General features: G+C 71.8%; 16 protein-coding genes. 9 read left to right on the forward strand and 7 right to left on the reverse strand.

Going from position 1 to position 16879, the window contains the following annotated elements; genetic code table 11:
• The first annotated feature begins 151 nt into the window (after nt 1-151).
• Both CC117_RS27285 and msrA read left to right on the forward strand, forming a co-directional pair.
• On the forward strand, nt 152-1444 hold the full coding sequence (locus CC117_RS27285) for a PhoH family protein (RefSeq protein ID WP_026310533.1): 1293 nt from the start codon (nt 152-154) through the stop codon (nt 1442-1444).
• Between the two features lie 232 nt (nt 1445-1676).
• Nucleotides 1677-2342 (forward strand): peptide-methionine (S)-S-oxide reductase MsrA, encoded by a 666-nt coding sequence (gene msrA, locus CC117_RS27290; RefSeq protein ID WP_071089110.1) that lies wholly within the window; start codon nt 1677-1679, stop codon nt 2340-2342.
• Nucleotides 2343-2381: 39 nt separating this feature from the next.
• On the opposite strand, the gene CC117_RS27295 is transcribed toward msrA, so the two are convergent.
• Nucleotides 2382-2852, reverse strand: a complete 471-nt coding sequence (locus CC117_RS27295; protein ID WP_071089113.1) for an HIT family protein — start codon at nt 2850-2852, stop codon at nt 2382-2384.
• 51 nt (nt 2853-2903) lie between these two features.
• A complete protein-coding gene (locus tag CC117_RS27300; RefSeq protein ID WP_241830472.1) occupies nt 2904-3620 on the reverse strand; it encodes a JAB domain-containing protein in 717 nt (238 codons plus the stop codon).
• Nucleotides 3621-3782: 162 nt separating this feature from the next.
• Between CC117_RS27300 and CC117_RS27305 the strand changes: the two genes are divergently transcribed.
• Together CC117_RS27305 and CC117_RS27310 are read left to right on the forward strand one after the other, a co-directional pair.
• The gene (locus CC117_RS27305; RefSeq protein ID WP_071089117.1) at nt 3783-4391 is read left to right on the forward strand and encodes a hypothetical protein; all 609 of its coding nucleotides are present in this window, start codon (nt 3783-3785) and stop codon (nt 4389-4391) included.
• Nucleotides 4392-4410: 19 nt separating this feature from the next.
• Entirely contained in the window at nt 4411-5154 is a 744-nt protein-coding gene (locus tag CC117_RS27310) for a maleylpyruvate isomerase family mycothiol-dependent enzyme (protein ID WP_071089119.1), read from the forward strand.
• Nucleotides 5155-5180: 26 nt separating this feature from the next.
• On the opposite strand, the gene CC117_RS27315 is transcribed toward CC117_RS27310, so the two are convergent.
• Nucleotides 5181-6632 (reverse strand): hypothetical protein, encoded by a 1452-nt coding sequence (locus CC117_RS27315; RefSeq protein ID WP_071089121.1) that lies wholly within the window; start codon nt 6630-6632, stop codon nt 5181-5183.
• Nucleotides 6633-7024: 392 nt separating this feature from the next.
• On the opposite strand from CC117_RS27315, the gene CC117_RS27320 reads away from it, so the two are divergent.
• A complete protein-coding gene (locus tag CC117_RS27320; RefSeq protein ID WP_071089123.1) occupies nt 7025-7771 on the forward strand; it encodes an adenylate kinase family protein in 747 nt (248 codons plus the stop codon).
• A gap of 19 nt (nt 7772-7790) precedes the next feature.
• Here CC117_RS27320 and CC117_RS27325 read toward each other — a convergent pair whose 3' ends face one another.
• Nucleotides 7791-8384 (reverse strand): hypothetical protein, encoded by a 594-nt coding sequence (locus CC117_RS27325; protein WP_071089125.1) that lies wholly within the window; start codon nt 8382-8384, stop codon nt 7791-7793.
• 430 nt (nt 8385-8814) lie between these two features.
• On the opposite strand from CC117_RS27325, the gene CC117_RS27330 reads away from it, so the two are divergent.
• Both CC117_RS27330 and CC117_RS27335 read left to right on the forward strand, forming a co-directional pair.
• Nucleotides 8815-9336: an NUDIX domain-containing protein gene (locus CC117_RS27330; RefSeq protein WP_195905213.1), complete on the forward strand. Its 522-nt coding sequence runs from the start codon at nt 8815-8817 to the stop codon at nt 9334-9336.
• Nucleotides 9337-9419: 83 nt separating this feature from the next.
• A complete protein-coding gene (locus CC117_RS27335) occupies nt 9420-10475 on the forward strand; it encodes a DUF3616 domain-containing protein (RefSeq protein WP_407673599.1) in 1056 nt (351 codons plus the stop codon).
• Nucleotides 10476-10486: 11 nt separating this feature from the next.
• Here CC117_RS27335 and sthA read toward each other — a convergent pair whose 3' ends face one another.
• The 3 genes from sthA to CC117_RS27350 all read right to left on the reverse strand — a co-directional run bounded on the left by sthA (nt 10487) and on the right by CC117_RS27350 (nt 15092).
• Entirely contained in the window at nt 10487-11899 is a 1413-nt protein-coding gene (gene sthA, locus CC117_RS27340) for a Si-specific NAD(P)(+) transhydrogenase (protein WP_026310530.1), read from the reverse strand.
• 411 nt (nt 11900-12310) lie between these two features.
• Nucleotides 12311-13702, reverse strand: a complete 1392-nt coding sequence (locus CC117_RS27345) for a class II fumarate hydratase (RefSeq protein ID WP_071089129.1) — start codon at nt 13700-13702, stop codon at nt 12311-12313.
• Between the two features lie 430 nt (nt 13703-14132).
• Nucleotides 14133-15092 (reverse strand): 4-hydroxy-3-methylbut-2-enyl diphosphate reductase, encoded by a 960-nt coding sequence (locus CC117_RS27350; RefSeq protein WP_071089131.1) that lies wholly within the window; start codon nt 15090-15092, stop codon nt 14133-14135.
• 122 nt (nt 15093-15214) lie between these two features.
• Between CC117_RS27350 and xseA the strand changes: the two genes are divergently transcribed.
• Nucleotides 15215-16480 (forward strand): exodeoxyribonuclease VII large subunit, encoded by a 1266-nt coding sequence (gene xseA, locus CC117_RS27355; RefSeq protein ID WP_071089133.1) that lies wholly within the window; start codon nt 15215-15217, stop codon nt 16478-16480.
• Nucleotides 16467-16745: an exodeoxyribonuclease VII small subunit gene (locus CC117_RS27360; protein WP_071089135.1), complete on the forward strand. Its 279-nt coding sequence runs from the start codon at nt 16467-16469 to the stop codon at nt 16743-16745. The genes xseA and CC117_RS27360 overlap by 14 nt, the downstream gene beginning before the upstream one ends.
• The last annotated feature ends 134 nt before the right edge of the window (nt 16746-16879 follow it).

Raw genomic sequence — 16879 nt, forward strand, 5'->3', positions numbered from 1 at the left:
GAGAGCCCTAGCGTCTCAAGTCGTGGTCCGACATCGGGTCGGCCACTCGGGAGGCCCCTCGGTGCCGCAGTTGCGACAACGCCAGGAGGCCGGTACCCGGCCCCTGACCAGGGGCCCGGTCCCGGATACCTCCGAGTAGGCGGGTGGGCGTGTGCCACGAACGCATGTCGTCGACACAAGCGTGCTGCTCTCTGATCCTGGCGCGCTGTTGCGGTTCGCGGAGCACAATGTCGTGCTCCCCCTGGTCGTCATAGGGGAGCTGGAAGCCAAGCGGAACCATCCGGAACTGGGCTGGTTCGCCCGGGAGGCCCTGCGCATCCTGGACGACCTCCGGATCCGTCACGGGCGGCTGGACATGCCGCTGCCACTGGAGTCCGGTGGGACGCTTCGGGTCGAACTTAACCACACCGACTCGTCCGTGCTTCCACCGGGGTTCCGCGTGGACGACAACGACTCCAGGATCCTCTCGGTGGCGCTCAACCTCGCCGGCGAAGGCGCCGACGTCGTGCTGGTCACCAAGGACCTCCCGCTGCGCGTGAAGGCATCCGTCGTCGGGCTCGCCGCGGAGGAGTACCAGGCGCTGTCACCGGTCGACAGCGGCTGGAGTGGCATGGCGGAGCTGACCCTCGACCAGGACGACCTCGACCGCCTGTACGCCAAGGAGCTGGTCGAGCCCCCGGAGGCGGCCGATCTGCCCTGCCACACCGGGCTCGTGCTCACCACCGCCGGTGGCAGTGCCTCCGCGCTCGGCCGCGTCACCGCCGACAAGACCATCCAGCTCGTGCGCGGTGACCGGGACGCCTTCGGCCTGCACGGCCGCTCCGCGGAGCAGCGCGTCGCCCTCGACCTGCTGCTCGACAACGAGATCGGCATCGTCTCCCTCGGCGGCCGCGCCGGGACGGGCAAGTCCGCCCTCGCGCTGTGCGCCGGCCTGGAAGCGGTCATGGAGCGCCGGCTGCACCGCCGGGTCGTCGTCTTCCGCCCGCTCTACGCCGTCGGCGGCCAGGATCTCGGCTACCTGCCCGGCAGCGAGAACGAGAAGATGGCGCCCTGGGCGCAGGCCGTCTTCGACACCCTCGGCGCGCTGGTGTCGCCCGAGGTCATCGAGGAGATCGTCGACCGGGGCATGCTGGAGGTCCTCCCGCTGACCCACATCCGTGGGCGTTCCCTCCACGACGCCTTCGTCATCGTGGACGAGGCCCAGTCGTTGGAACGCGGGGTCCTGCTCACCGTGCTGTCCCGGCTCGGTCAGGGGTCGCGGGTCGTGCTGACCCACGACGTCGCCCAGCGCGACAACCTGCGTGTCGGCAGGCACGACGGGGTCGCCTCGGTCATCGAGACGCTCAAGGGCCACCCCCTGTTCGCCCACATCACCCTCACCCGGTCGGAGCGGTCGCCGATTGCCGCTCTGGTCACGACCATGCTTGAGGATCTCGTGCTCTGATCGGACCGGATCGGCCGGACTGGCCCAGACTGGCCTAAATCCCCAACAGCACATCGCGATGGCCTCGTCGCTGGTAGTGGCAGGCGACGGGGCCGGACCGGGGGCGGGCCGGGGGGCGGAGGCGGCCCGGTGCGAGCCGCGGGCACCCACGGCCGGCGGGTGCTGCCACCGACGCGGGAACTAAGCGGGCGGCGCGGTGGTTGTGCGGGGAGAAGCCCGGAGGTGGTTCGTGATGTTCTTCGGTCGCCACAAGACGACCCTGCCGACGGCCGAGCAGGCACTGCCCGGCCGTACCGTTCCGATCTTCACCGGTCCTGACCGCCACACCGTTCTCGGGACGTCCCTGCTCGGCCCCTTCCCGGAGGGGCTGGAGACCGCGGTGTTCGGCATGGGCTGTTTCTGGGGCGCCGAGMGGAAGTTCTGGCAGGTGCCCGGCGTGTACTCCACCTCCGTCGGCTACGCGGGCGGGATCACTCCGCACCCGACCTACGAGGAGACCTGCTCCGGGCAGACCGGCCACACCGAGGCCGTGCTCGTCGTCCACGACCCGGCGAAGGTCAGCTACGACGAGCTGCTGCGTGTCTTCTGGGAGGGCCACGACCCGACGCAGGGCATGCGGCAGGGCAACGACGTCGGTACCCAGTACCGCTCGGCGATCTACACGACCAGCGACGCGCAGGCCACAGCTGCCGCCGCGAGCCGGGAGGCGTTCCAGCGCGTCCTCGACGCCGCCGGTTACCCGGCGATCACCACCGAGATCGCTCCGGCCGGCCCGTTCTACTACGCCGAGGAGTACCACCAGCAGTACCTCTCGGAGAGCAAGAACCCGCACGGTTACTGCGGGCTCGGCGGAACCGGCCTGTCCTGCCCGGTCGGGGTCGCGTCAGCGGAGTCCTGAGGCGATCGTCAGCCGGTTGCACCGGGCGCCCTGACGGGGCTACGACCACGGTTCGTGGGCGCCTCGTGCGGACCCGCCCCGCGCGAGCGCGGCCAGGCCGGCGCGGACGGCGGCGGCGGTCTGGTCGAGTTCGGCGCGGTCGCGGATCTCCCAGTGCGCGTCGATGCGGAACGTGTCGCCGGTGAAGCGTGGGAACACGTGGAGATGGAGGTGGAAGACCTCCTGGAAGGCGGCCTCGCCGTCGGCGAGAAAGACGTTGACTCCCTCGCACCGCAGCCCGGAGCGGCGCAGGGCCCGCCCGAGCCGGTGTGCGACCTGCCAGACCCGGATGCCATCCGGCTCGGCCAGATCCTCCAAACCGACGGCGTGCGTGCGGGGGACAACCAGAAGGTGGCCGGGCGTCACCGGTGAGTGGTCGGCGAAGGCGATGACGGCGTCGTCCTCGTAGATCAGACTGGCCTGCTCCTCGCCGCGCAGGATCGCGCAGAACACGCACTCCTCGTCGGTCAGGGCCGGACCTCCTCGCCGTGCGCGGAGCGGGACGCTCGCGCCCGCCGTTCCTCATGATCCCAGGCCGGGCTCGACCCGTCGCCAGCTTTTCTCGGTGACGATCACGTGGTCGAGGAAACGCAGGCCGACCAGGCCGGCGGCCTCCTGGACCCGGTGGGTGACCTGGCGGTCGGCCCGGCTGGGTTCCGGGTTGCCGTCCGGATGGTTGTGGGCGAGCCCGAACGCCGAGCCACCGCAGCGCAGGACGTGGGCCAGCAGCTCGCGGACGCTCAGCGGACTGCCGTCGGACGTGCCGTCACCCATCGCCGGGCTGAACGGGCCGGCCCGCAGGACGGTGCCACCGCCGTCGCAGACGATCACGATGACCCGCTCGGCGCGCAGCCCCCGCAGGTGCGGCGCGGCCACCGCGGCCAGCGCCGCGGTGCTGGCCACCGCCCGCCGCGCCGGCGGGGGACGGGATGCCCGGTGGCCGAGCTGGAACGCGGCACAGACCCGGGCGGCCTTCGCCGGGCCGACCCCCGCGTGCGCGACCAGCTCCGCGGGCGCGGCCCGGGCGAGGTCGTACAGGCCGCCGTGCCGGGCGATGAGCCGCCCGGCGAGGTCGACGGCGTCGCTGCCGGGGGCGCCGGAGCCCAGCAGGAGCGCGAGCAGCTCGCGGTCGGCGAGCGCCTCGACACCGGATGCCAGGGCCCGCTCCCGGGGCCGCTCGTGGGTGGGCAGGTCCTTCAACCGCATGGCCGTTACCCCGTTCATGGTGTGCCTGTTCATGGTGTGTCGTRCCCCGCCGGGAAAGCGTTGTCCGGCCCGCGCGAACACCGTAGGCGTCGGGTACGACAGGTTCCGCGGTCTGGCTGCCCCGGGTCGCCGCAACGTCGGTGGCTGCCTGCGCGTCTGCCTTGTGCCTGCACACCTTGGCGCGTGGGAGAACACATGACACGCCGTAATTATGACCTTCTTGTACGTAACAACGACTTCCGAACCTGGGACGAACTCAGCCGGCAGGAGCGACGGACCGGCATCACGGTGCTGGCCACGATCGGGATCGTCGCGGTCGCCGCGGTGTGGTTCCTGGTCGGCGGCGAGACCAGCGTGGAGGCCGAGACCGGCGCCGCCCCACCGCCGACCCTGGACGTCGCCGCCGAGCTCGACGCCTGGTACGGATCCACCGCGGCCGCACGGGCCGAGGTCGTCGCGGCGGCGGAGGGCGTCCGCACCGCCGTCGCCGCGAACGACGGGCGCGCTCTGCAGCCGGCCTGCGCCGTGCTCGGTACGGCCGCGCGGGACGCGGCGGGAGTGGCGGAAGCGCCCGCGGACGGGGCGCGGAAGGCCTGGACCGACGGCGTGGCCGCCTACGGCGGCGCGGCGCAGGCCTGCGGCCACCTCTTTGACGGCACCCAGGAACCTGTCGGCACGCTGCTGGCGCGCACGACGACCGCGCTCGACACCGCGGACGGCCTGTGGACTCGGCTCGCGGCCGACCTCGGCCAGCCCGCGCCGACCGGGCCCGCGCCGTCCGTGCCCGCGGCGCCTGCCAGCTGATGCTGCAAGACTCCGTCCGATGGACTACCCAGCACTGTTGGAGACGCACGCGGACGCCCTGCTGACCGCGGCGCTGCGCGATCTGGACGCGCCGGTCCCGAGCTGTCCCGGCTGGGACTGCCGCCGCCTGGTATCCCACGTCGGCCGGTTGTTCACCGTGACCGCGCGGCACCTGCCGAGGGGCACGACCGAGGAGCCCGAGCGGGTTCCGGCGCCGCCGCGGGGCGACACCGAGCTCGCCGACTACTACCGGCGTTCGGTGGCCGACGTTCTCGCCGTGCTCCGGGACGTCGACCCCCGGTCACCGGCCTGGACGTTCACCCTCCACGTCACCCCCGGCGTGGCCGGATTCTGGCCGCGCCGGCTGGCCAACGAGACCCTGGTCCATGCCTGGGATGCCGCCGGCGCGGTCGGCGAGCCGCCGGCGTTCCCGCCCGACCGGGCCGCCGACGGCATCGACGAGCTGCTGACCCTGCTGCTGCCGGCGGCGCGCGCGGTCGGGCTCTCGCCGCCCGGGCAGGGCAGCGTGCACGTCCACCTGACCGACGTTCCGGGGGAGTGGTTCGTGCGGCTGGACGGCCCGACCGCGACGGTGACGACCGAGCACGCGAAGGGGGACGCCGCGCTGCGCGGCCCCGCGGGCCCGGTGCTGCTCGCGCTGTGGGGCCGGCTCGATCCGGCCGCTCCCGGGGCTGCCGGCGGCGGCGGGCCCGAGGTCCATGGCGACGCCGGGCTGCTGCAGGCGCTGCGCACCGGACGGTGATCCTGGTGTGAACCCGCCCAGTCGGCTCAGGAGGTGCCGGTGGGGCGGCGGAAGAGCGTGGCGGTCGGGGCCGCCGAGGTCAGCGTCGCCCGGGTCGGGGTGAACAGGAAGGACTCCTGCGGCAGCCCGTCGGGGCCGAGGAAGAACGCCTGCTCGATGGAGTCGATCTGGACCCGGGCGCCGGTGTCGCGCCCCTCGCCGACCACCCGGGTGGCCTGGATGGACGCGATGTCCTCGGCGACGGTGCCCGGCGGGAGCGCGATGGCGGTCTGGGCCGGGGAGTCCCGCTCGATGGACCACACCGGGTACACCTGGTTGGAGCGGAACGTGTTCGGGTTGCCGGACAGACGCACGCCGACCGACACCCCGACCCACGCCGCGTCGGTGTTCGGTGACCCCTGGGTGGACTTGCGGATCACCAGGTACAGGTAGTTGCGCGGGTCGCTGATCTGCTCGGTGGACGACGACTCTGGCGCCTCGGTGACCTTGCCCTCGCGGTTGACCTCCTGGGCCATCACCCAGTACGTCCACGGGTTGCGGTCCATGATCCGCTCGCGGGCCTCGTTGACCGGGTCCAGCCGCTCGCCGGCGGCGAGGGCGAAGCGCATCTGCCCGTCGGTCCGGTCGCAGATGTTGTTGTTCAGGGTGCAGGTCTGCAGGATCGGGTGGGTGCCCTCGACCTGCCCGCGGAACGGGACGTCGATGTGGTCGGGGCCCTGCATGACGGCACTGCCGGGCACGGCGTTGCCGGCGCTGTCGACCTCGACCTTGTAGGTCCACTCGATGTCGGTGGTGCGCCCCCAGCGGGCCATCAGGGCCGGGGTCGAGGTCCCGCCGTCCTCATTGCTCCAGATCATGGAGTAGGTGAGCAGCCGGTGCCCGGTGGCTGTCGCTGCCTCCGTGTGGAAGGCGACGAGCGGCGAGTCGGTCAGCGCGTTCTGGAACGGGCCCGTCGCGGGGGTACCCGGCAGCAGGGCCGGGTTCACCGCCGTCCGCCCGTAGACCACCGGCGCGTTGCGGGCCGCCGCGTACTGCGGGTCGCCGGGGCCGATCGCCCGGAAGGCGAAGTTCGACAGCTTCGCCTGGGTGGAGCCCTGCGGTGAGCGGTCCGCCGCGAACTGCACGCGCAGGTCGTGCCTGCCCCCGCTGAGGCTGCCGAGCGCGAGGCTGCGCCGGATCGGGAACGACGCGGGGATCACCACGTCCGTCGTGTACGTGCCGTCAACGAACAGGGAGACCACAGCGGACTCCGAGCCRACGGTGCCCCAGGTTGCTCCCGGGGCCTCGGTGGTGACGTCCAGCACCACCTCGYCGGCGGCCGGTACCTCGAACGGGACGGTGCTCTCGCCCGCACGCTCCAGCACGACCGAGGCGGGCGGTGCGGGGTCGTCCCCGTCGGAACTGCAGGCCGTGACGGCCACGGCCAGCATGGCGGCGGTCAGCCCACCGCCGAGCAGCCGGCGAAGTTGCCCAGACACCCGAATCTCCTTCGTGCGATCCGGGAGTCCCCCCGCGGCCGCGGCTGTCCCACCCGTCCCGAATCCTCACGCGAAACCGCGCCTCTCCATCCTGACGGGTAGGTGGTGCTCGGTCGCAGCCGGCTCCCCGCATTGGACGGCATCGTCCTGGTAGGTGCGGATACGCGGGGTGTCGTCGGCAACTCCCGGTAGCCGCGGATCCGTCATCCGGATGTCACACGTGAGTACACCCGAGTGGGGGTGGCGGATGTCGCGTTCCGGCGCGCCGGGAAATCCCTCCGAACGTGCCCGCCAGACGCCCGGGGGCACAATTCCGTCCGGCATCATTCTTGGGGGTACGTRCTGGGGCGGGGRCCACTGACCACAGGCCGTCGAGCACGCGGGGAGGCACGGTGCGCAAGTTCGTGATCATGGGCGTGCAGGGTAGCGGCAAGGGTACCCAGGCGAAGCTGATGGCCGACGAGCTCGACCTGGTGCACATCAGCGTCGGAGATGTCTTCCGCTGGAACGTGCAGAACCACACGAAGATCGGCGCGCAGGTCCGGCGGATCGTCGCCAGCGGCCACCTGGTGGGTGACGACCTCGTCGAGTCGGTGGTCCGGACCCGGCTGACCGAGCACGACTGGAACTACGGGTTCATCATCGACGGCTTCCCGCGCAACGCCCGTCAGGCGGAGTTCTTCCTCGAGAGCTACGACATCGACGGGGTGATCTACCTCGACCTGCCCGACGAGGAGGTCGTGCGCCGGGTGCTGGCCCGGCGGCTGTGCTCGCGGTGTGGCCTCGACTACAACCTGATCGCCAGCCGTCCACAGGTGGAGGACACCTGCGACGTCTGCGGCGGTGCGCTCGTGACCCGCTCCGACGACAACCCGGAGGCCCTCGCCGTCCGGCTCTCCGACTACCACATGAAGACCCGTCCGGTGATGGAGATCTTCCAGCGCAAGGAGCACGTGGCCGTGGTGGACGCCCGCCGGTCGGTGCTGGAGGTGCAGTCCGAGATCCGCGACCACTTCGACCTGCCGGCCCCCCGCTCGSTGGCGGCACGGCCCACGGCCGGTGCCGCGCGCCGCTCCGCCGGTCAGGTGGCCRGTCAGCCGGAGGACCAGCCGGCCGGAGCCGACCGCTCCGYCGGCTGAGCGGCCGCGGCGGGCCGGGTCACTGCTTCTCGAAGACCACCGCGACGCCGTTCGTGGAGCCGGAGCCGGCGGCGCCGATGGTCCCCGTCACCCCGTTGCCCCGGAACCCGAGGGAGCTGGCGACACCGGGGACGCCGACGTCCGAGGTGATCTCGTAGCCGGCGGCCGGCAGCGCCTGGCGGTAGAAGGTGCGGACGGCGTCGCTGCTCACGCCCTGCATCGTCACGGTGGAGCGGCTGCCGCCGGTTGCACCCACCTTGACGGTGGCGCCGGGCGGGACCGGGAAGCCGGGCGGGATGTTGGTGCCCTTCAGTGCGTCGGCACCGGTGGCGGTGTCGACCCGTCCGACGCCGGGCAGCGAGGTCGGGACGGCCGTCGGGATTCCGCTCGGCAGCGAGGTGGGAATGCCCGTCGGGAGGGCCGAGGACAGGTCGGCCGGCAGCGTGGGCCGGGCCGACACCGACGGCCGGGGGATGTCGTCCAGCGCGTCGCCGCCGCCTCCGCAGCCCGCCAGGGTGACGGCTGCCGCCACCACTCCCACCGCGACGAGGAGGCGCGGCCCCCGCCCGTCTCCGACGACCCGCCGGGTCTGGGTGCGGGTGATGTTCGGCATGCCCGGTCACTCCCCTGCTCGCACGCGGCGCGACTGCCGGTGCCACCCGTCCGGGGTGGCCTGATCGCGCAAGATCAACGATCACACCATAACGGCATATCGTCCGACCGCGGCTAATCCTGTCACCAAGGCGACCCGCTCCGCCTCGGCCCCCTGTCGGGTCGCGGGGGCGGCGCCGTGCGGCGATCCGGGGCCGTGACGCGGTGCGCCCTGCCGGCGAGCGATGCGGTGTGTGATGTGGTGATCGTCAGGCCGGCTGGTCATTCCCTTTTGCCTGGATATGTCCTGGTGTGCGGCTATTGTTACTGTGTGGGGACGGTGGCCGTGTAGGGATGAAAGCACCTCGGTGTACACCCGGCCAGGGGGTGTGTGGGGCGTCTTACACCTGTACGTTCCATTTGTGACGGTCACGAACAATGCGGTGATCGGTATGGCTCTGGAGTACATCGAGGCCAATCCCGACGAGCGGGACCTCCTGCGCTCCCTGATCGTGCTGGCACTCCACGGCCCACCCATCGCCAGTACGTCCACCACTCCGGCGCATGTCACCTGCAGCGCGGTCCTCGTCTCGCCCGACTGGCAGGTGCTGCAGACGAAGGGCCGCGCCGCCCCGGCCTGGCGGCTGCCCGGCGGGCACGTCGACCAGGAGGACCAGTCGCTGCTGGGCGCCGCCCTGCGGCACCTGACGGACCAGGCGGAGGTGGAGACCAACGGCCTGATCCCGGCGAGCGTGCTGCCGGTTGACGTCACCCCGTACCCGGTCGACGCGGTGCCGTCCCGGCGCGAACCGGAGCACGTCCACTACGAGGCCACGTTCCTGCTGCACCTCGCCGACCATCCCCTCGGGCAACTCACCGGGAAAGGGATCTCCCGGCGTTGGGTGAACATCGCCGACGTGCGGGGCAAGCTAGGTGACAAGCTGCGGCTGGAGTCCGCCCGCGCCCGCGTCTGACCGTCCGGCGCCGGTGGCGGGCACAGGCGGAGGGGGCAGGCGTGGGTACGGTACCGATCCGGTTCGTCGACGACGACGCGGTCATGGACATCGCCGAGTCGCTGTCAACGCTGCGGGTCGACGGTCGGCACCTGTGGCTCGGCGGGGACGAGACGGTGACGATCGAGCGACTCACCCTGTCGCCGGCCGGGGATGCCTTCGCCGGGCACGTGAGCTTCGCCGTCGGGGACTTCCTGCCCCTGCCCGAGCCGCCCGACGAACACGGCGTGGTGCCCGAGATCGACATYGAGGGTCTCGACCTCGCCGGCGGCTACCTGTGGTTCACCGGCTCGCACGCCCGGACCCGCAAGCGGGTGCGGTCCGACCACGCGACCGAGACCGCCCTCGCCCGGCTCGCCCGGGTCAGTAACAACGCGAACCGCCACCTCGTCGGTCGGATCCCCATCCTCGACACCGAGGACGGCCCGGTGCTCGCCGCCACCGCGCCGGATCCCACCTCCGACAGCGGTGCGTCGCTGACCGCGGCGGCCCTCGGCCTGAGCAAGCCCACCAGGCTCACCCGGGCGCTGCGCGACGACCCGCACCTCGGGCCGTTCCTGCGCATCCCCAGCAAGGACAACGGCCTGGACATCGAAGGCCTGGCGGTCGTCGGTGAACGGATCTACCTGGGCCTGCGGGGGCCGGTGCTGCGAGGCTGGGCGGTCGTCCTCGAGCTGCGCGTCGCCGGCAGCGACGGCCAGGACCTGGTGCTCGCGCCACTCGACGGCGGCAGCTACCGCAAGCACTTCCTGGACCTCGGCGGCCTCGGCGTGCGGGACATGGCGGCCCACGGCGACGACCTGCTCCTGCTCACCGGCCCGACGATGGACCTCGACGGCCCCGTCCGGGTATACGTCTGGCGGGGTGCGGCGCAGGCCGAGACGTCCGTCGTCGTGCACGACAAGGAGATCGAGAAGATCCTCGACATCCCCTACGGCGACGGGCTGGACCACGCCGAGGGCATCAGCCTGATGCCCGACCCGGACGGTTCGGGCCAGGACGTGCTGCTGGTGATTCACGACAGCCCGGCCCCCGCTCGCCGGCGGCACCGCCACGAGATCCTGGCGGACATCGTGCCGCTCCCGCCGGCAGGCGGCTGACCGGGCGCGTCTCAGTGGGCGGAGATACGTGCCACCGCCCGCATCTTGTTCATCGCGTCGAGTGCCGCGACCTTGTACGACTCGGCGAGGGTCGGGTAGTTGAAGACGGTGTCGACGAGGTAGTGCACCGTCCCGCCGCACCCCATGACGGCCTGCCCGATGTGGACCAGCTCGGTCGCGCCCGTCCCGAAGACGTGGATGCCGAGCAGCCGGCCATCCTCCGGGCTGACCAGCAGCTTCAGCATTCCGTACGAGTCGCCGAGGATCGCGCCGCGGGCGAGTTCGCGGTAGCGGGCGACCCCGACCTCGAACGGGACGGCCTGCTCGGTCAGCTCGTCCTCGGTGCTGCCCACGTAGGAGATCTCGGGGATCGTGTAGATGCCGATCGGCATCAGCTCGGCCCGCATCCCCGTCGACGGCTCGCCGCAGGCGGCGTAGGCGGCCAGCCGCCCCTGCTCCATGGACGTCGCCGCCAGCGCGGGGAAGCCGATCACATCGCCGACCGCGTAGATGTGGTCGACCTCGGTGCGGAAGTCCGGGCCGACCAGGATGCGGCCGCGGTTGTCCGCGGTGAGCCCGGCGTTGCGTAGCTGGAGCACCTCGGTGAGCCCCTGCCGGCCGGCCGAGTACATGACCGTGTCGGCGGGGATCTTCTTGCCGCTCTCCAGCAGGGTGAGCGTGCCCCCGTTGTGGCGCTCGACCGATACCACGGACTCCCGGAACCGGAAGGTCACCGCGAGATCACGCAGCTGGTACTTGAGAGCCTCGATGATCTCCAGGTCGCAGAAGTCCAGCATCCGGTCGCGCCGCTCCACGACGGTGACCTTGGTGCCCAGGGCCGCGAACATCGAGGCGTACTCGATGCCGATCACGCCGGCACCGACCACCACCATCGAGCCCGGGATGCGGTCGAGGTCGAGGATCTGGTCRCTGTCGACCACCGTGCGGCCGTCGAAGTCGACGGACTCCGGCCGCGCCGGCCGGGTGCCGGTGGCAATGATGATCTTGTTTGCGCGGACCTGTCGCTCCTCGACGCCACCCTGCCCCCGCACGCTCACGGTGTGCGGGTCGAGGAACGTGGCGAGGCCGGAGAGGACCTGGACCCGGTTGCGCGTGAGCTGGCTGCGGATCACATCGATCTCGCGGCCGATCACATGCTGGGTTCGCGCCGAGAGGTCCGAGACGGTGATCTCGTCCTTGAGTCGGTAGCTCTGTCCGTAGACCTCGCGCTGCGCCAGACCCGTCAGGTACATGACCGCTTCGCGCAGCGTCTTGGACGGGATCGTTCCCGTGTTGATGCAGACGCCGCCGATCATGTCCCGCTTGTCGACGACCGCGACGCTGCGCCCGAGCTTGGCCGCGGCGATGGCAGCCTTCTGCCCACCGGGACCGGAACCGATGACAAGGACATCGACCTCATGCACGTCGTTTCCCCCTGTCATTTGTCGTGTCGCCCGAGGCTATCCGCCCATCCGGCCTGGAACGCACGGCAGCTGGTGTTGTTGCGTTCTTTTCCCTCCCAGGTCCCCACATCGACACATCTGGCGCGCCGAGTTGGTAACTGAGTGCCCATGGTCACATATCGGCGGACGGGGGTGAAGTGGTCCTATGGTGCCCCCCCGTCGGCGGGGCAGTCGGAAAATCCGCAGCGGAGGCCGTAACGAAAGCTCCGGTGCCTCGTTGGACATGCATCGGGGCCGCGGAGGTCGTGGAGGCTGGCTGGGGGGTCTTCCACGGCTCCCGCGGCCCCGGTGCCGGCCCGCGGGGGACGGCGTCGGCATGAGGGCCCGGCTCCCGGCAGCTGCGGGGAGCCGGGCCCGACTCGTGCCTGTCGGCTACGGGTGCGTCATCGACAGGACGTCCAGCGCCCGGTCGAGCTCCTCCTCGGTGAGCTTGCCCGCCGCGATGTAGCCGCGCTCGAGCACCACCTCGCGGATCGTCTTCTCCTCGGCCAGCGACAGCTTGGCGACCTTCGCCGCCTCCTCGTAGCCGATGTACTTGTTCAACGGGGTGACGATCGACGGCGAGGACTCGGCATACCGGCGGCAGCGTTCCTCGTCCGCCTCGATGCCGTCGATGCACCGGTCGGCGAAAAGGCGGCTGATCGTCGACAGGATGTGGATCGACTCCAGCAGATTGCGCGCGATGACCGGCAGCATCACGTTGAGCTCGAAGTTGCCGGCCGAGCCGCCGAACGCCACCGCGGCGTCGTTGCCGACGACCTGCGCGACGACCTGGCAGACAGCCTCGGGAATGACCGGGTTCACCTTGCCCGGCATGATCGACGAGCCGGGCTGCAGGTCGGGCAGCCGGATCTCGCCGAGCCCGGCCCGCGGGCCCGAGGACGCCCACCGCAGGTCGTTGGAGATCTTGTAGAGCGACACCGCGATCACCCGCAGCACGCCGGACGCCTCGACCAGCCCGTCGCGGGACGCCTGCGCCTCGAAGTGGTTGCGCGCCTCCGTCAGCGGCAGGCCCGTGGAGGCCGCGAGCTCCTCGATGACGGCCGCGGAGAAGCCGGGTGGCGTGTTGATGCCGGTGCCGACCGCCGTCCCGCCGAGGGGCAGCTCGCCGATCCGGGGCAGCGCCGCGTTCAGCCGCTCGACGCCGAGCCGGACCGCCGCCGCGTAGCCGCCGAACTCCTGGCCGAGGGTCACCGGCGTGGCGTCCATCAGGTGGGTGCGGCCCGACTTGACCACACCGGCGAACGCCGTCGCCTTGCGCTCCAGGGAGACGGCCAGGTGATCGAGGGCGGGGATGAGCTCGTGCACGATGCCCTGGGTCGCCGCCACGTGGATCGACGAGGGGAACACGTCGTTGGACGACTGCGAGGCGTTCACGTGGTCGTTCGGGTGGACGGCCCGCCCGAGCCGCTCGGAGGCGAGCGACGCCAGCACCTCGTTGGTGTTCATGTTCGACGAGGTGCCGCTGCCGGTCTGGAAGACATCGAGGGGGAACTGGTCGTCCCAGTCACCGCGGGCGACCTCGCCGGCGGCCTCGGAGATGGCTGCGGCGATGTCACCGTCCAGCACGCCGAGCTTCGCGTTCACGGTGGCCGCGGCGGCCTTGATCCGGGCGAGCGCGGTGATGTGGGCACGGGAGATCCGCTGGCCGGAGACAGGGAAGTTCTCGACCGCGCGCTGGGTCTGCGCACGCCACTTCGCCGCGGCCGGCACCCGCACATCACCCATGCTGTCGTGCTCGATGCGGTAGTCCTGCTCGCTCATGACGCCTGCTCGCTCATACGCCGATCTCCCGAGATGTCCGTCAACCTTGGTCTGCTGGTCGCCTTGCCCGGCCACCCGCGGACACGTCCGGGGCGCAGGCCGGCCACTGCCGACCCTAGGACATCAGAAGCACCCGTCGCCTCGGCCGAGGTCACCGCAGGCGATCGTCACACCGCACCGCGGGGGACGGGCGGCCCCGCCGCGATGCCCCGTCACGCCCGCGTCGACCCGTGAGGAGCCGCGCGGAACCTGCCCAGGGTGGCCGGGCCGCGCAGGCGGGACCTTCGGGCGCCGAGGGCCCGATCGTGCTCCCACCGGAGGGCAGGAGAGCGGGATGACGGCACAAAAAGGCGCCGGGCCCGGCCTGGCCGCCACTGTGTGAGCTGGCGGCCGGCCCGAACCCGGCGCGGAGTCGGAAGGTGAGCTGAACTCAGCCCGTGGCCCGTTCGCGGGCACGCATGTCCCGGCGCAGTTCCGGCGGGAGGGCGAACAGGAGGTGCTCGTCGGCGGAGGTGACTTCCTCCACGTCGTTGAACCCGTGGCCGGCCAGCCAGGCCATGACGCCTGTGACCAGTTCCTCGGGCACGGACGCCCCGCTCGTCACACCGACCGTCTCGACGCCGTCGAGCCAGCTCTCGTCCACCTCGGTGGAATCGTCCACCAGGAAGGACTTCGGTGCCCCGGCGTCGAGGGCGACCTCGACGAGCCGGACCGAGTTGGACGAGTTCGGCGAGCCGACGACGATCAGGAGGTCGACCTTTTCGGCGATCTCCTTCACGGCCACCTGACGGTTCTGGGTGGCGTAGCAGATGTYGGAGTTCGGCGGACCCTGCAGATGCGGGAACCGCTCACGCAGTGCGTTCACCGTGGTCATCGTCTCGTCAACGGACAGCGTCGTCTGCGACAGGAACGCGACCCGCTTCGGGTCCCGGACCTTCACCGCAGCCGCGTCCTCCGGACCGTCCACAAGATGAATGCGGTCCGGCGCCTGGCCGGTGGTGCCCACCACCTCCTCGTGGCCCTCATGACCGATCAGGAGGATGTCCAGATCCTCCTTGGCGAATCGGCGAGCCTCGGAGTGCACCTTGGTGACAAGGGGGCACGTCGCGTCGATGGTGCGGAGCTGACGCGAGGCTGCCTCCTCATGGACCGTCGGTGCCACGCCGTGCGCCGAGAACACCACCGTGGCGCCATGCGGCACCTCGTCGGTCTCGTCAACGAAGATCGCGCCCTTGGCTTCCAACGTCTTGACGACGTGGGCGTTGTGCACGATCTGCTTGCGTACATACACCGGCGACCCGTACAGATCGAGTGCCTTCTCGACGGTCTGGACCGCGCGATCGACACCCGCGCAGTAGCCGCGCGGCTTGGCCAACAGGACCCGCCCCATGTCGCAGCAGTCTACGCGGGCGCTGCCCGCCGCCAAGGGGCGCCGAGCGGAGCATCCCGGATGCGCGCATCGCCCCGACCRCCGGTGACCTTGGCCGCCGGGTCGGGTCGTACCGTTCGGGGGTGGCCCTCACCTYGACGCCGGACGAGCCGCTCCCGGTACGGACGATCTCCCGCGCGATGGGCGAGTGGATCTCCAGACTGGGCCGGGTCTGGGTCGAAGGTCAGGTGACCGAGATCTCCCGCCGCCCGGGCATGAGCACGGTCTTCATGACGCTGCGCGACCCCGTCGCGGACGTCTCCCTGCGGGTGACCTGCCCGCGCGCGGTGTGCGAGGCGGTCGGGCCCGGGCTGGTCGACGGTGCGCGGGTCGTGGTGTGGGGGAGGCCGTCCTTCCACCCTGGTCGGGGCACTCTGGCCCTTGCTGTCACGGAGATCCGGCCGCTCGGCGCGGGCGCGCTGCTGGCCCGGCTGGAGCGGCTGAAGTCCACCCTGGCGGCCGAGGGACTTTTCGCCGCGAGCCGCAAGAAACGGCTTCCGTTCCTCCCGGGTGCCGTCGGTCTGATTACCGGGCGTGCATCCGCGGCCGAGYGGGACGTCGTCGAGAACGCCCGCCGACGGTGGCCCGCCGTGCACATCGAGCTACGTGAGGTGGCCGTCCAGGGGCCGCTGGCGGTGGGCCAGATCCTGGACGCACTCGCCGTGCTGGACGCCGACCGGGCCGTCGAGGTGATCGTCATCGCCCGCGGCGGCGGCTCGCTGGAGGACCTCCTGCCGTTCTCCGACGAGGCCCTGCTGCGCGCGGTTGTCGCCGCCCGGACACCTGTGGTGTCGGCCATCGGACACGAGCAGGACGCACCTCTGCTCGATTTCGTTGCCGACGTCCGTGCGTCCACGCCGACCGACGCGGCCAAGCGTGTGGTCCCTGACATGGCCGAGCAGTCCGCCCTGGTAGACGCTCTGCGTGGGCGCGCCCGGCGGGTCCTCGCCCACCGCCTCGACCTGGAGACCCGCCGGCTGGCCGACCTGCGGGGGCGGCCAGCCCTCGCGGCGCCGCTGCGCGACGTCGAGCACCGGGAGCAGGCCGTCGACGCGCTGCGCGCGCGGGCGCGGYGCTGCGTCACCCATACGGTGGACGTCGCCGGACGTGACCTGGCCCATGCGGCGGCACGGATGCGCGCGTTGTCTCCCGCGGCGACTCTGGAGCGCGGTTACGCCCTGATCCAGCGGGCGGACGGCCTGGTGGTGCGCTCTCCGGACGAGGTCACGCCGGGGGAGCGGCTGATGATCCGGGTCGCGGGCGGTACGTTCGCCGCCACCGTGCCCGCTGCCGGAGATGCCGCGGCCGACGCCCTCTCCGGACAGGGAGACCACGATGACCGATCCTGATCGCGAGCCGGCGGCCTCCGCCGGTGTCACCTACGAGGCGGCGCGGGCGGAGCTGGAGGACGTCGTCCGCCGGCTGGAGGCAGGCGGGTGCGCGCTGGAGGAGTCCCTGGCGCTCTGGGAGCGCGGTGAGGAGCTCGCCGCCCTGTGCCAGAACCTGCTGGACGGGGCTCGCGCCCGCCTGGCGGCGAGCCCGGCGGCACGGGCGGCAGCCGTGCCCGTGCCCCAGCCGGGCCCGGGGGGCCCGAGCGGGCCGGGCGGCGCCTGACCGCCGCGACAGGGTTCACTCGTTGGGCGGATCCACCCAGCGCCGCACAGGTTCGGCGGGCCGTAGGGTCGGGTGTGCGGGCCGTGGGTGACGGTCGCCGAGCCGGTGGCCCGACCGGGGCCGGTGCGGCCGTC

The organism is Parafrankia colletiae (genome assembly GCF_001854655.1).
GTDB classification, from domain to species: Bacteria; Actinomycetota; Actinomycetes; order Frankiales; family Frankiaceae; genus Parafrankia; species Parafrankia colletiae.

Excerpts from the sequence above, each read along its gene's own strand:
- CC117_RS27330 (WP_195905213.1), top strand. The coding sequence starts at position 8,815 with ATGGCTCTGGAGTACATCGAGGCCAATCCCGACGAGCGGGACCTCCTG.
- CC117_RS27325 (WP_071089125.1), bottom strand. The coding sequence starts at position 8,384 with ATGCCGAACATCACCCGCACCCAGACCCGGCGGGTCGTCGGAGACGGG.
- CC117_RS27305 (WP_071089117.1), top strand. The coding sequence starts at position 3,783 with ATGACACGCCGTAATTATGACCTTCTTGTACGTAACAACGACTTCCGA.
- CC117_RS27360 (WP_071089135.1), top strand. The coding sequence starts at position 16,467 with ATGACCGATCCTGATCGCGAGCCGGCGGCCTCCGCCGGTGTCACCTAC.
- CC117_RS27310 (WP_071089119.1), top strand. The coding sequence starts at position 4,411 with ATGGACTACCCAGCACTGTTGGAGACGCACGCGGACGCCCTGCTGACC.
- CC117_RS27300 (WP_241830472.1), bottom strand. The coding sequence starts at position 3,620 with ATGAACAGGCACACCATGAACGGGGTAACGGCCATGCGGTTGAAGGAC.
- CC117_RS27345 (WP_071089129.1), bottom strand. The coding sequence starts at position 13,702 with ATGAGCGAGCAGGACTACCGCATCGAGCACGACAGCATGGGTGATGTG.